Source organism: Macrococcoides caseolyticum, assembly GCF_002902665.1.
GTDB lineage: Bacteria > Bacillota > Bacilli > Staphylococcales > Staphylococcaceae > Macrococcoides > Macrococcoides caseolyticum.
Map to the genome: position 1 here is coordinate 19583 of NZ_PPRM01000022.1, position 12784 is coordinate 32366.

13 protein-coding genes are annotated in these 12784 nt (G+C 42.0%); 3 read left to right on the forward strand and 10 right to left on the reverse strand.

Going from position 1 to position 12784, the window contains the following annotated elements; all coding sequences use genetic code 11:
* Positions 1-55 precede the first annotated feature (55 nt).
* Together CD152_RS04295 and CD152_RS04300 are read left to right on the forward strand one after the other, a co-directional pair.
* Entirely contained in the window at positions 56-280 is a 225-nt protein-coding gene (locus CD152_RS04295; protein ID WP_086038480.1) for a glutaredoxin family protein, read from the forward strand.
* Positions 273-1100 (forward strand): metallophosphoesterase, encoded by an 828-nt coding sequence (locus tag CD152_RS04300; RefSeq protein ID WP_103214442.1) that lies wholly within the window; start codon positions 273-275, stop codon positions 1098-1100. The genes CD152_RS04295 and CD152_RS04300 overlap by 8 nt, the downstream gene beginning before the upstream one ends.
* 88 nt (positions 1101-1188) lie before the next feature.
* On the opposite strand, the gene ptsP is transcribed toward CD152_RS04300, so the two are convergent.
* The 5 genes from ptsP to auxA all read right to left on the reverse strand — a co-directional run bounded on the left by ptsP (position 1189) and on the right by auxA (position 6531).
* On the reverse strand, positions 1189-2898 hold the full coding sequence (gene ptsP / locus CD152_RS04305; RefSeq protein WP_407943921.1) for a phosphoenolpyruvate--protein phosphotransferase: 1710 nt from the start codon (positions 2896-2898) through the stop codon (positions 1189-1191).
* On the reverse strand, positions 2898-3164 hold the full coding sequence (locus CD152_RS04310; protein ID WP_086038477.1) for a phosphocarrier protein HPr: 267 nt from the start codon (positions 3162-3164) through the stop codon (positions 2898-2900). The genes ptsP and CD152_RS04310 overlap by 1 nt, the downstream gene beginning before the upstream one ends.
* A 156-nt stretch (positions 3165-3320) precedes the next feature.
* On the reverse strand, positions 3321-3851 hold the full coding sequence (locus CD152_RS04315; protein WP_103214443.1) for a DUF697 domain-containing protein: 531 nt from the start codon (positions 3849-3851) through the stop codon (positions 3321-3323).
* 59 nt (positions 3852-3910) lie between these two features.
* Positions 3911-5077 carry a class I SAM-dependent rRNA methyltransferase gene (locus CD152_RS04320; RefSeq protein ID WP_103214444.1) on the reverse strand — a complete coding sequence of 389 codons (1167 nt, stop codon included), beginning with the start codon at positions 5075-5077 and terminating at the stop codon, positions 3911-3913.
* A 191-nt stretch (positions 5078-5268) separates the two neighbouring features.
* Positions 5269-6531 (reverse strand): lipoteichoic acid stability factor AuxA, encoded by a 1263-nt coding sequence (gene auxA / locus CD152_RS04325; protein ID WP_101039604.1) that lies wholly within the window; start codon positions 6529-6531, stop codon positions 5269-5271.
* Positions 6532-6670: 139 nt separating this feature from the next.
* Between auxA and CD152_RS12180 the strand changes: the two genes are divergently transcribed.
* Positions 6671-6799: a hypothetical protein gene (locus CD152_RS12180; RefSeq protein WP_256447899.1), complete on the forward strand. Its 129-nt coding sequence runs from the start codon at positions 6671-6673 to the stop codon at positions 6797-6799.
* Positions 6800-7000: 201 nt separating this feature from the next.
* Here CD152_RS12180 and purD read toward each other — a convergent pair whose 3' ends face one another.
* Genes purD through purF form a run of 5 tightly spaced genes read right to left on the reverse strand, consistent with a single transcriptional unit; the run spans position 7001 to position 12745 of the window.
* Positions 7001-8236 (reverse strand): phosphoribosylamine--glycine ligase, encoded by a 1236-nt coding sequence (gene purD, locus CD152_RS04330; RefSeq protein ID WP_103214445.1) that lies wholly within the window; start codon positions 8234-8236, stop codon positions 7001-7003.
* A gap of 9 nt (positions 8237-8245) precedes the next feature.
* On the reverse strand, positions 8246-9724 hold the full coding sequence (purH, locus tag CD152_RS04335) for a bifunctional phosphoribosylaminoimidazolecarboxamide formyltransferase/IMP cyclohydrolase (protein WP_086038472.1): 1479 nt from the start codon (positions 9722-9724) through the stop codon (positions 8246-8248).
* 11 nt (positions 9725-9735) lie between these two features.
* Positions 9736-10302 carry a phosphoribosylglycinamide formyltransferase gene (gene purN / locus CD152_RS04340; RefSeq protein WP_086038471.1) on the reverse strand — a complete coding sequence of 189 codons (567 nt, stop codon included), beginning with the start codon at positions 10300-10302 and terminating at the stop codon, positions 9736-9738.
* Positions 10299-11324 carry a phosphoribosylformylglycinamidine cyclo-ligase gene (purM, locus tag CD152_RS04345; protein WP_086038470.1) on the reverse strand — a complete coding sequence of 342 codons (1026 nt, stop codon included), beginning with the start codon at positions 11322-11324 and terminating at the stop codon, positions 10299-10301. The genes purN and purM overlap by 4 nt, the downstream gene beginning before the upstream one ends.
* Positions 11325-11326: 2 nt before the next feature.
* Complete coding sequence (gene purF, locus CD152_RS04350; protein ID WP_101041735.1) at positions 11327-12745, reverse strand: amidophosphoribosyltransferase; 1419 nt, start codon at positions 12743-12745, stop codon at positions 11327-11329.
* Positions 12746-12784 lie beyond the last annotated feature (39 nt).

Sequence of the window (12784 nt, forward strand, 5' to 3'; positions counted from 1 at the left end):
TATTTATGACAAATCTGTGTTATAATCATGTCATTACAACAAAAGGAGCACTGCTATGAATATTGAAATCTATACACAGGATGATTGTCCTCCATGTACATTTATAAAACAATATTTCACGAATAAAGGATATACCTTTACCGAAAAGAATATTGCGCATATGCCCTATAAGATCGAGATGATAGACTATGATGCGATGAGCACTCCGCTTATCAAGATTGACGACGCGCTCTTCTATCAGCCGGACATCGACAAGATTGAAGCGTATCTCCATGCTTAAGCAATTGATATATGCCTTTATCGACCGTTTCGGTGAACGATTGATTCCCTTGATGCCGAATCCCATCCATCAATTGAAGCTCAGCCACATCAAACTTAATGGACTGCATAAGAAACATGAAAGGCCGTTACGGATTGTCCATCTATCAGATATGCATATCGGTTTTCAGTTTGATTATGAAGATCTTATCCATGTGATTAAACAGGTGAATCAGCAGAAACCTGATATCGTCTGTATCACAGGAGATGTATTTGATAATCTGGACCGTTTCACCGAAAATTCTGACCGCTATATACCGCTCTTTAAGACGATGCAGGCGCCTCACAAATTCTTTGTATATGGCAATCACGATCAGCGCGCACATCGCACACATGACCTGGAACGTGTGATGCAGCATGCAGAAATCGAGATCCTGAACAACTACGGAAAGTATATTACATATGATAATGAGTCAATCTATATAGGTGGTACTGATGATATCATCAATAGTGGTGGTAACATCGATCAGATGCTGCACAATAAGACATACCATGCCTATACAATCGCACTTATCCATGAACCTGACTTTGCACGTTTCACGAAACGGTTCGATGTCGATCTGCAGCTCTCCGGACACGCGCACGGTGGTCAGATTGCGCTGCCAATACTTGGTGCACCAGTAAGACCGATGCTTGGCAGAAAGTACTACCGCGGACTCTATACATTAAAGTATAGGCAGCATAAGATGCAGCTTCACACATCTACAGGACTCGGAACAACCCATTTTCCAGTACGTATCGGTGCACGACCTGAGATCACTCTGATTGAAATTAATAAGTAACTACACAAATAACCCGAATGATAGAGAAGATGAACTACATCTTCTCAGTCATTCGGGTTATATTTATTTAACTTAAATTTAATTCAGATTATAGATATGCATCTACGAGCTTTACAACCTCTTCCTGTGTCGCACAGTTTAAAGCTTGCTCAGCTACTTTCGCCATCTCTGGCTGACTTAAGTTCTTAATCTGACGACGTGCACTTAAGATACTTGTCGCACTCATACTGAACTCATCAAGACCGAGACCTAGCAATAACGGAATTGCTGTCGAATCTCCTGCCATTTCTCCACACATCCCTGTCCATTTACCTTCTTTATGACTGGCATCAATAACTTGTTTGATCAGTCTAAGAATCGCTGGGTTATAGGGCTGGTAAAGATAAGAGACGCGTTCACTCATACGGTCTGCAGCCATCGTATATTGAATAAGATCATTCGTACCGATACTAAAGAAATCAACCTCTTTCGCAAAGATATCGGCCATTGCTGCTGTAGAAGGAATCTCTACCATGATGCCAAGCTCGATATCGTCAGCAACTTTAACTTTATCTGCAATTAAATTGGCTTTCTCTTCTTCTAAGATTGCTTTCGCATCACGGAATTCGTTGATAGTCGCAATCATTGGGAACATGATGCTCAGTTTACCGTGGATGGATGCACGTAATAACGCACGAAGCTGTGTTCTAAAGATATCCTGCTGATCCAGACAAAGTCGAATCGCACGGTATCCAAGGAACGGGTTCATCTCTTTCGGTAAGTTTAAGTACGGAAGCTCTTTATCTCCACCGATATCTAATGTACGGACAACAACACGTTTACCATCCATCTCAGATAATACTTTCTTATAAGCTTCAAACTGTTCATCTTCAGAAGGCATTGCATCGCGTCCCATATAAAGAAACTCTGTACGATAGAGGCCGATACCTTCTGCACCGTTATTCTTAACACCTTCAAGATCATTCGGTGTACCGATATTCGCAGCAAGCTCTACGTGCTTACCTTCTTTAGTGACTGTCTTATCGTTAACCAGCTGCTTTAATTCTTCTTTCTCCTGAAGGAAAGCAGCTTGACGAGCTTTGTATCCCGTAACCGTCTGCTCATCTGGATTAATGATGACTTCTCCTGCAATACCGTCAACAATTACGAAATCTCCTTGCTGTACAGCATCAGTAATGTTTTTAGTCCCAACAACCGCCGGAATTTCTAATGAACGGCTCATAATTGCTGAATGGCTCGTACGCCCACCGATATTTGTCGCAAATCCTTGAACAAACTTCTTGTTCAGTTGTGCAGTATCAGAAGGCGTTAAGTCTTCTGCGATGATGACAACGGGCTCATCAATCATCGTAGGATTTGGTAGAGATACTCCTAGAATGTGCGATAATACGCGTTTAGATACATCTTTAATATCTGCTGCACGTTCTTTCATATATTCATTATCCATCGATTCAAATATTGTGATGAAATTCGTTGAAACTTCAGAGAGACTTGCGGCTGCATTCATCTGATTATTTCGAATGTTATCTTCAATTGGGTTGATTAGCTCAGGGTCTTCAAGGACAAGCAGATGCGCATCAAAGATTGCTGCCTTATCTGGGCCAAGCGCTATTTCTGCATTGTTACGAATCTGTGTCAACTCTACCTTAGATTGATTGACAGCAGCTTTGAATTTCTCAACTTCTGCATCTACATCTGCTACTTTTTCATTGTTAAAAGACAGATCAGGTTCAACCAGAAGGTATGCTTTGGCAATTGCGATGCCATCTGATGCACCGATACCTTTTAAAGTCGTCATTATTTGCTTAAACCTTCTTTAACTAATAATTCGCTGATTGCATCGATTGCTTCTTTCTCATCGCTACCTTCAGCGTAGATTGTAATTTCTGCATCTTTACCTACACCAAGACTCATAACACCCATGATTGATTTTAAGTTTACTTTCTTCGCATTATATTCTAATTGAACATCAGATTCAAATTTACTTGCAGTTTGAACTAACATTGTTGCTGGACGTGCATGGATTCCTGTTTCGTCAATAATTACATAAGATTTTTGTTCCATAATAATAATCTCCTTTTGGCTGCATAATGCATTAATTTAATATATAAACTACTTGTCTATACGTTTTCAATATACCAAATTTCTTGAGTAAACTCAATCATTTGAACACGAAACGATATGCTTTCAAATATTTCTGTTAAAATATTCACAAAACAGTTAAAGGATGAGCTCACGTGCGACGCGTTCACACTTGTCGATATGTTGCTCACCGAGCTTCTTCATCATATAATAGCTGATTGTGCCGCTGACTGCCTGCCCGATAACAGGCACCCATTTCGACTGTTTCAACGCTTCACGACGCAGCATCATCTTGAAGACCATAGCCACAAAGCCTTTTGTGACTTTCTTGCCGATGAAATCACTACCAGACTTCGCAGCAGAAAAGACAATCTTCTGCTTAATATCATCTGTATACCCGCTGACTTGCTTATGACTTAAGCCATATTCTTTATTGATGTTCTCGATAATATCTGTCATCAGCTTAAGGTCTGCTGTCACATCAAGCCCTGGAATTGGCACGACGGCTGCTGCAGAGGACATCAGTGATTTATTGTGCAGCATGCTTTCTGCATGCTTACGACGTTCTATAAGATCTGCCTCACTTTGCGGTAAGCTGTTGATGGTCTTCACTTCTTTATTCGTAAATTGCTTTGTCGCCATATTAATGGCATTATCTAATATTCCCATACGGAACCCCTCCTAAAATAGATATCTAAAGCTATATTCCCAGAATACCTTTTATTTAATCATCCTTTGATCTTTACGAACACGACCTTCAAATATTTAGATGCCTTATACTTATCTGTCGTCTTGAAGTCTTTTGGTAGACCCATGATCTGCTCAATCTCGTAATCAGCACGATCTATCAGCGTTTCTTCTATCATTGCTCTGAACTGTTTGAGTGACACATTCGATGCATTTGTCGACAGCACCAGATATCCGCCATAATTGACGAGCGGCAGCGCCTGTGTGATCAGTTCATGATAGTTATCCTTAACTGTAAATACCTTCTTCTTATGACGTGAGAAGCTCGGTGGGTCGATCACGATGATATCGAATGTCTTTAAGTGACGCGTAAAATAAGCGAGCGCATCAAATGCATCCATCGTGATAAATGTCTGGTCATCCAGATTCATCTCATTTAATGCAAAGTTCTGCTGCATCAATTCAATCGAACGTTTCGCAATATCTACATTTGTCGTCTTGTAGCCATTACTGCCCACTGCTACAGAGAAACCACCGGAATACGCAAATAGATTGAGCATATCATGATGCTTCGTATCCATCTGCAGCAGCTTCTTTCTCACATCGCGCTGATCTAAGAACAGACCGGTCATCGCACCGTCCGTCAGATCGATCATATAATGCAGATTGTTCTCTTTGATGATGATTGGAAATTCCGTCCCTTCATCACTGACCTGATTAGTCGGCACATTCTTATCATAGCGTAGCTTCTCATAGATTGTCTTATACTGAAATACAGCTTTCACCGCTTCAATGATGTCCTGCTTAAAATGATAGATGCCCTTTGAATACCAGGTGATCAGCAGGTGTCCATCGTATGAATCGATCGTAAAGCCACCAAGACCGTCGCCTTCACCATTATACAATCTGAAGGCGTTCGTATCTGTACTATTATATAGAGAGGCACGTTCTGCATTCGCGGTTTCAAAGAGGTTAATAAAATATGAAGCATCGATAAACTGTAAATATGCATCACTTACCTTCCATCCAAGACCTTTATGCTGCAAACCTGAATAGAATGTACCAATAAGTTCACCTTGCTCTGTCTTAACGGTGAACAGCTCCCCTTCTTCAATCTGGTCTGTCTGATACACATCATCTGTCTCCAGCAGGACATAACCATGAGTGAATTTCTGCTGCTTACTACGTTTAATCGTTACATTTTTCATACATTTCTCCTTAAAATTTAATACATTAACTATACCATAAAAAATAGACATCTCTATCAGATGTCTATTACACGTTCATTATTTGATTCACGGAAATTTCTCCCATCCCCATGGTAACGTTTCCATAATGATTATATCGTGAATCCCGATTTTCCACAATAGAATTTCAAAAAAACATTCAACTGAAATTATCAGTATCTTTTCTGCAGATGAATGATATACAGCGGCAACTGTATTAACAGCAGTAATATGAGTATCGGAGGGATGAATAGGGATAAGTTGATTCCTTTAAATAGCATCAAGTAAAAACTAACAATCACTTTAAGCATTAAAAATGAGATTGTAAATAACTGCCCGAAGTAACCGCGAGCTCTAAAATGGATCATCAATGTAAAATAGATATACATGACTATGATTAAAAGCATTCCGAATAAATTGATCCATTCGTAGAAATACTGCATCTTCACAACATTGAACTTCGTCGCTTCAAACAGCATGTTGCGGTTATTCAGTTCAATTACAGTAATGATAAACAGCAGACTGCTCAGCAGCAGTTCGATATGAAATGCTTTGATCCAGCGCGGATATCTAAACCATGACGGGATATCCTCATCCTGTAGGTTGATGAGCTTTCTTAGCGAGCATCTCTGCATCATAAGGACGACCTTTTCATCTAATTTCAGAGACTCTTCAGATAACCTATTGATCGTCATGTTCGTATTCTCACGGATCATTCGGCTGATCTTAGAATCCCGCTTCTTCTCAGTACGTTTCATGTGATCGGATGCTTTAACGAGCGTACGCTTTAAGAATACATAGTTAACAAGACATAATGTCGCTAAAAGCACGAGCAGAATAAAGAAGAAGTTGATGGTCATGACATCGAGCGGTGTCACCTTCTCTTCATTCAAATTATCATAGACCGCAAGCTGCGTCATAAAATAAGCAAGCGCATAGATGAATATAAGAACATTGATATGCAGCTTCCTAAAATGCGTATTCAGACGCTTTCTGTTCAAAGTATAATAGACGACACTGATGAAGAAAAGCAGATATAGCAGTGCATAGAAACCATACATCTCAAAAATAAGAATCGATGTGATGAGATACAGTAATCCACCGAACAAAAGGTAGACTTGAGCAATCACCTTATCATAAAGTGTCGTCTGTCTGAGCTTACGTGATACATAGAAGAATGCCCCTCCTATGACAATAAACAGCACTCCAGATAAGAGTGTAAACTGATTAATATAATGACTCAGCAGCTTGATCAGCTCAAACGAATAAATATTGATAAAGTCAAAGAAACTATACATATGCATCTTATTGATATCAACATCTTTAAAATGTGAAATCTGTTTATGATTCACAATGACGAATATTCCAAGAATCATATTCATGGTACCTAATAGATATCCAATCAGAATCTCAAAATGTTTTTTAATCCAGTTCATAATCCCACCTCATTCCATATTATAATGTGTTTCATAAGAAATGTCCTAGCATTTCAACAAAATCATGCTTAAGACTGAGATGTTTAATGATTGAAAAGCGGGGTAATATAAACTATAACAACTTTTAGGAGGAATTATCATGACAGAAAAATACGAAGAGCTAAAGAATAATGCAGAAGAAGCTAAAGAACAGGAAGAGAAAAAACAAGATAGTAATTCAGAAGGTCAGGAACAGACTAAAGAAGACGTACAAAAGACATTCGAATAAAGAGAGGCTGGGACAAATGTGTTCTGCCACAAGCAAAAACTGGGCAAAACTAATAAATTGCTCTTTGATTTATAGTTTTTGTCCGGTTTTTGTCGTAGTGGCAACTTTTGTTCCGCCGTTTAATACAGGAGAGGTTAGGACAAAAGCGTTCTGCCTTTTAATATAGACAGGAGAGGCCGGGACAAATGTCCCGGCCTCTATTTATTTCAGACCTTTATTTCCGATATCTGTTCTGTAGAATAGACCCTCACTCTTAATTTTCTTGATATTTTCATATGCTGCCTGCTGTGCCTGCTGAAGGTTATCACCTTCACCCAATGCCAGCATCACACGTCCTCCGTTCGTTACCCACGTACCATCAACGCGCTTTAATGCACTCACAATATAGTTATCCTGATAATCATAGCCTTCTACGACTGCACCTTTAGCGTAACTGCCCGGGTAACCATTCGATGCCAGTACGACACCACATATTGATTTGTTATGCCATACTAAGTCTAATTCTGTTTTATGATATGCTGCTTCAATCAGCGCTACGAGATCCGTTTCCAGACGTCTTAATAGCACTTGTGCTTCCGGATCACCGAAACGCGCGTTAAATTCAATGACTTTCGGTCCCTCAGCTGTAAGAATCGCACCGACATACAGGACACCGAAATAGTTCAGCCCTTCTTCGTGCATTGCACGCACTGTCGGATAGACGATTGTATCATATGTCGTCTTAAGGACATCATCAGAGATATGATTTACTGGACAGTACGCTCCCATACCGCCAGTGTTCGGGCCTTCATCATGATCAAAAGCACGTTTATGGTCTTGTGCGATCGTATCAAACGGGATACAGAAATCATCATTCACCAGCACCATGAGTGAATATTCTTCCCCTTCAAGATATTCTTCAAAGACGACTTTCGCACCTGCTTCAGCATAGAAATCATTGATAGCATCAACCGCCGTATCCCGATCCATCGCAACAACGACACCTTTACCGGCAGCAAGACCGTCGTATTTGATGACAATCGGAGTCCCTTTTTCATCTAGATATTCAAGTGCATCTGCTTTGTTATCAATCGTCTCATAGCTTGCAGTTGGGATGTCATATCTTTTCATCAATGCTTTTGCAAAGTCTTTCGAACCTTCCATCTGGGCAGCCTTCTTGTTCGGACCAAACACTTTAATGCCTGCTTCATCTAATCGATCGCTTAAGCCATCGATCAATGGCTGTTCAGGGCCGACAACGACAAGTTCGATGGTGTTATCTTGCGCAAACTGTACGATAGCATCATGATCATCTTCAGCGATATCTACTATCGTTGCTTCGCGGGCCATCGCATCATTCCCTTTAATAACGAACACTTCCGTGACACGTGGTGACTGTGCGAGCTTTCTCGCCAGTGCATGCTCACGCCCCCCACTACCGATTACTAATATATTCATAGCTGCCTCCTAATGTTTAAAGTGTCTGACATCCGTCATTACCATTGCCATGCCGTATTCATTCGCTTTATCGATCGAATCCTGATCCTTGATAGAGCCCCCTGGCTGAACGATACATTTAATACCTGCAGCATATGCCGTTTCGACCGTATCTGACATTGGGAAGAAGCCATCACTTGCAAGGACAACATTGTCGTTCATTTCAATGGCACGTTCGATGGCAATCTTCGCTGCACCGACACGGTTCATCTGACCTGCACCAATTCCTACTGTCTGCTTATCGTTTGCAAGGACGATGGCATTACTTTTCACGCTTTTCACGACTTTCCATCCGAGCTCAATTGCTTTCCATTGTGCTTCTGTCGGTTCTGTCTCTGTTACGACACGCATATCATTACGCGTTACGTTCAGCAGATCTTTATCCTGAACGAGATAACCACCACTGACAGATACAAACTCTTCTTCATCTTTGTCCGTATCCATATCGATTTCAAGGAGACGAATATTCTTCTTCGCCGTTAAGATCTCAAGTGCCTCGTCGCTGAACTTCGGTGCGATGATCACTTCCAGGAAGATGGCATGCATCTTTTCAGCAGTTGCTTTATCCACTTCACGGTTTAATGCGACGATACCTCCGAAGATACTCTGGCTATCTGCATCATAGGCATTCTGGAAGGCTTCGCTGATGACTTCACCCGTTCCGACACCACAAGGGTTCATGTGTTTCACTGCAACTGCAGCAGGCATATCGAACTGCTTCACTAAGAACAGCGTTGCATCTGCATCTTTAATATTGTTAAAGCTCAGCGGTTTGCCGTGCAGAACGCGTGCACCAGCTAACGTGTTCGGTTTTGCGTCTGTCTTGATGAAACGCGCCTTCTGATGCGGGTTTTCTCCGTAACGCAGCGTTGATGTATTATCGCTGAAGAAATTGACGATTGCAGCGTCATATTTGTTCGTATGCGTGAACACTTTGATCATCAGCTGTTTACGGAATGTCTCGTCTAACGTATCGGCTTTTAATTTTTCGATGACTTCATCGTAATCTGCCGGGTCTACAACAGTGATGACATGCCTGAAGTTCTTTGCTGATGAACGTAGCATTGTCGGCCCACCGATATCAATATTCTCGATGGCATCCATTTCAGTAACATCGGGGTTGGCAACGGTCGCTTCAAATGGATAGAGATTCACGACCACTAGATCTAACGGCTGAATACCGTGAGTCTCCATTGCCTTTATGTGCTCAGGATTGTTGCGGTCCGCTAATATCCCACCGTGAATGTTCGGGTGTAACGTCTTCACACGTCCGTCCATGATTTCAGGAAAGTTTGTGAGTTCACTGACTGACTTTACCGCAATATTATTGTCTTCTAATGCCTTTTTCGTACCACCTGTCGAATAAAGTTCAAAGTCAAGTTCTGTTAAACTTTTGGCAAATGGGATAATACCTGTTTTATCTGATACACTTAATAATGCTTTTCTCATAATTAGACTCCTTATCGAATAATTTTCTTGATGACGCGCGGGTAGAGTTCGTATTCTAGATTCTGAATTCGGAGCTGCAATGTCTCCTCTGTATCTTCTTCGTAGATCGGACAGCTCATCTGGTCGATGATCTTACCTGTATCCATGCCGCTATCAACGTAATGGACAGTAGCACCACTGACGCGGCAGCCATAATCCAGCGCCTGTCCAACAGCATTAACACCAGGAAAGCTTGGTAATATCGACGGATGGATGTTGATCATCTTTCCTTCATACGCATCGAGCAGCGTCCTGTCAACAAGCTTCATATAGCCGGCAAGAATGACCCACTCGACATCATCACGTTTGAGTTGTTTCAGTATCGCTGTTTCATATGCTGTTTTATCTTTAAACGTTTTTAGCTCAAATAGATGTACAGGCGTATCAAAACGACGTGCGCGCTCAATTGCGAACGCGCTACGTTTATCTGTATAGAGTCCTGTCACTTCAATATGATCCAGGAATCCTGCCTGAATATGCTCCATAATCTTCTCGTAATTCGACCCATTACCTGAAGCAAATATCGCGACCTTAATCATATTACACCTTTAATGTCGATTGCTTTATCGCCGCATACGACATGACCGATTTCAAATACTTCTTCGTTCACTGCTGAGCGTACCTTCTCTACCGCTTCTCTCGGTACGATAAAGATAAATCCGATACCCATATTGAAGATATTGTACATCTCCATCTTGTCGATGCTGCCTTTTTCCTGTAATAAGTCAAAGATCTTCTGACGCGGAATGTTTGTAACATCAATCTCCGGATATAATCCGTCAGTCACAAAGACACGCGGAACATTCTCAATAAAGCCGCCCCCGGTCACGTGACACATACCGTGTACGTCCGCTGCATCCAATATCGCTTTTGCGCTCTTAACGTATAGACGTGTTGGTTCTAACACGACGTCCAGCAGCGTCTTACCGTTATCAAATTCAGCATCTAGATCGAGATTATTATCTTTAATGATCTTACGTACCAAGCTGTAACCGTTTGAGTGAATACCGCTTGAAGCAAGTCCTAATATCACGTCACCTTCAGCAATACGTTCACCAGTAATATATGCATCCTTCTCGACAGCCCCGACAGCAAAGCCAGCGATATCATAATCACCTGTATGATACATATCGCCCATTTCAGCTGTTTCGCCACCGATCAGTGCACATTCACTTTCAGCACAGCCATCAGCAACACCTTTAACGATCTGTTCGACGATTACAGGGTCCACTTTATTTAATGCGAGATAATCAAGGAAGTATAACGGCATCGCACCTGTCGTTAAAATATCGTTCACGCACATTGCCACTGCATCGATTCCGATTGTGTCATGTCGATCACTATCGATTGCAAGACGTAATTTCGTACCTACTCCATCAGTACCTGAAACGAGAACAGGTGCTTTCATATTCAGCTGTGATAGGTCGAATGCCGCACCGAAACTGCCAAGCCCTCCAAGCACTTCTTTACGCATCGTCTTGTTCACATGCTTTTTCATGCGCTCAACCGCTTCATACCCAGCATGGATATCAACGCCTGATTGTTTATAACTTTCAGCCATAATTATACTCCCTTCTTCTTCTTGTCTTTTTCTTCTGGTAATACATGATCCACGATTTCAATCGGATAGTTCCCAGTAAAGCAGGCATTACATTCGCCTTTAGAATCAAATGAACGGAACACTTCATGCATACCATCCACCGATAGATACGTAAGTGAATCTACTTCCAGCTCTGCTTCGATTTCTGCAACACTCTTGTTCGCTGCGATAAGTTCTGCGTGCGTTGATACGTCGATACCGTAATAACACGGATGAATGAGCGGTGGACTTGAGATGGCCATATGCACTTCTTTCGCACCTGCCTGCTTCAATGTCTTCACAATAAACTTGCTCGTCGTACCACGTACGATAGAGTCATCGATCACGACGACGCGCTTGCCTTCAATGACATCGCGAATCGGTGCATGCTTCATGCGTACGGCACGTTCGCGCATCTTCTGGTCCGGCGAGATAAAGGTTCTGCCGACGTAGCGATTCTTGAGCAGACCTTGTTCGTTCGGAATACCACTTGCAAGAGAAAAGCCTTTCGCCGCCTGTAATGAAGAATCCGGTACACCGATTACAACGTCCGCTTCGATATTCATCTCCTCATAGAGTTTACGCCCTAAAGCTTTACGTATCTCATATAATGAATGCTTACGAAATTCTGAATCCGGACGTGCGAAGTAGACATACTCCATAGAACACATGCTGGACTGTGTATTCGTCGTATAGACGTCTTCTGCCAGACCATCATGAGATAGGGTCAGCACTTCGCCTGGTTCGATATCACGAATATATTCTGCACCGACCGCTGTAAACGCACACGTCTCACTTGCCACACAGTATGCCCCGTCAACCTTACCGAGCATCAGCGGACGCACACCGTGAGAATCACGGGCTACGAACAGCTTTTCAGGATGTAATACGAGAAATGAGAATGCACCTTTAATCTGGTTCAATGATGCTTTCAAGTTATTCAGCTTATTATCTGATTTCGCCTTTAAGAGCAGATGTCCTAACACTTCAGAATCACTGGACGTCTGGAAGATTGCACCTTCAGATTCCAGTGCAAGCTTAATCTGTTCAGCGTTCGTCAAGTTCCCATTATGTGCAAGACCGATATCACCTTTAGAATGCTTGAAGATAAACGGCTGGACATTGGACAGTTCAGATGCACCCGTCGTTGCATAACGGACATGTCCGATGGCATGATGAAAGCTGCTTAATGATTCGAGTTTCATCTCACTGATTGCTTCAGGTAACAATCCCATGCCGCGCGCACCATAGATATTCTTCTCATCAGAACATACGATACCGGCACCTTCCTGACCACGGTGCTGCAATGAGTGCAGCGCCATATAAGTGAGTTCCGTAGCATTTGGGTGACCCCAGATCCCGAACACGCCACACTCTTCGTTTAGACCTCTGATGTCATACATGCGTGAATTGCCCCTTTCCAAGCCTCCGTCATACGATTC

Bases quoted from the DNA above. Each gene is read 5' to 3' on its own strand.
- CD152_RS04295 (WP_086038480.1), top strand. From the start codon at position 56: ATGAATATTGAAATCTATACACAGGATGATTGTCCTCCATGTACATTT.
- CD152_RS04300 (WP_103214442.1), top strand. From the start codon at position 273: ATGCTTAAGCAATTGATATATGCCTTTATCGACCGTTTCGGTGAACGA.
- ptsP (WP_407943921.1), bottom strand. From the start codon at position 2,898: ATGACGACTTTAAAAGGTATCGGTGCATCAGATGGCATCGCAATTGCC.
- CD152_RS04310 (WP_086038477.1), bottom strand. From the start codon at position 3,164: ATGGAACAAAAATCTTATGTAATTATTGACGAAACAGGAATCCATGCA.
- CD152_RS04315 (WP_103214443.1), bottom strand. From the start codon at position 3,851: ATGGGAATATTAGATAATGCCATTAATATGGCGACAAAGCAATTTACG.
- CD152_RS04320 (WP_103214444.1), bottom strand. From the start codon at position 5,077: ATGAAAAATGTAACGATTAAACGTAGTAAGCAGCAGAAATTCACTCAT.
- auxA (WP_101039604.1), bottom strand. From the start codon at position 6,531: ATGAACTGGATTAAAAAACATTTTGAGATTCTGATTGGATATCTATTA.
- CD152_RS12180 (WP_256447899.1), top strand. From the start codon at position 6,671: ATGACAGAAAAATACGAAGAGCTAAAGAATAATGCAGAAGAAGCTAAA.
- purD (WP_103214445.1), bottom strand. From the start codon at position 8,236: ATGAATATATTAGTAATCGGTAGTGGGGGGCGTGAGCATGCACTGGCG.
- purH (WP_086038472.1), bottom strand. From the start codon at position 9,724: ATGAGAAAAGCATTATTAAGTGTATCAGATAAAACAGGTATTATCCCA.
- purN (WP_086038471.1), bottom strand. From the start codon at position 10,302: ATGATTAAGGTCGCGATATTTGCTTCAGGTAATGGGTCGAATTACGAG.
- purM (WP_086038470.1), bottom strand. From the start codon at position 11,324: ATGGCTGAAAGTTATAAACAATCAGGCGTTGATATCCATGCTGGGTAT.
- purF (WP_101041735.1), bottom strand. From the start codon at position 12,745: ATGTATGACATCAGAGGTCTAAACGAAGAGTGTGGCGTGTTCGGGATC.